General features: G+C 28.0%; 1 protein-coding gene. It reads left to right on the top strand.

Annotated elements, in window-relative coordinates; translation table 11 throughout:
• Nucleotides 1-102: 102 nt before the first annotated feature.
• Complete coding sequence (locus RG571_RS12000; RefSeq protein ID WP_114634696.1) at nucleotides 103-606, top strand: hypothetical protein; 504 nt, start codon at nucleotides 103-105, stop codon at nucleotides 604-606.
• The last annotated feature ends 327 nt before the right edge of the window (nucleotides 607-933 follow it).

The following is a 933-nucleotide window of genomic DNA, read 5'->3' as shown; positions in this document are numbered from 1 at the left end:
TCACAGTGACAAATTAATATTGTGAAAATAAGTACTAAGTGTATAATTTTAGTTATCAGTGAGTGGTCCGCTGATAATAAAAACAAGGAGTGAACTTAATTTATGAATAAATTAGAACTACAAGCATTTGAATATGCAGTTCATGTATTTAATGAAATACTCGAACTAAGTAACCAAGACTACAGCTTTGAAATTGTTTGGAATACCAAATTTGGTCCATCTTACGCTAATAACATTATTTATAGAAGTGAGCGTACACCCATTATGGAAATAAATTTTAATGATAATTATGGAGGCTATAATTATAAAACGTTTGATGTAGGATGCTATAAAGATAATTTTCTCGCTTTCGTTCGCCACAATGTCTTTAAATATTTTGAAAATTCATTTGATAATGGTTTTTCTGAAAAACTACAGATAGTAGAACAACCATATTACTTAATGAACAAATTATTAGAATTATCAAAAATGGAATCAAACAATGAATTAAAGAAGCCAAGTTACTCATCCGTTTGGAATTTCAAAACATTAGATGGTTCAATTGAGTTACCTTTTATTAATGATGATTCCTTGATTGAATATCCTATTAGTTTGTTAAAAAAATAGTCAAGAATCTTTTAAAACAAGCGAACTATTTTGTATAAAAGTTTTCTCCTATCCTCTATAATAATTTTTTATTATAGCTATCTAATCAAAAAATATGAAAGAGCCACAGATACCAATTAAAAAGTTGGGATATCTTGGCACTTTCATATTTTTTTGACACTAGTAGAATATCATGCTGCTAACAATGTTTACATAGCTACAGTGTTCGAACATTTAGTGAACATTGTGATTTTAAAACAAACTAATCTGTTCAGCCTCTTCTCTACGATTGTTGTAATAATCAATCTCGCCTAATTTACTTTCTCTACTCAGTTTATTTTGTTCATA

The sequence above is a fragment of the Enterococcus sp. FR204 genome (genome assembly GCF_031143325.1).
Taxonomy (GTDB): Bacteria; Bacillota; Bacilli; order Lactobacillales; family Enterococcaceae; genus Enterococcus_B; species Enterococcus_B faecium.
The sequence above is the reverse complement of the archived record's forward strand: the minus strand, read 5'-3'. Positions and strand labels throughout refer to the sequence as shown.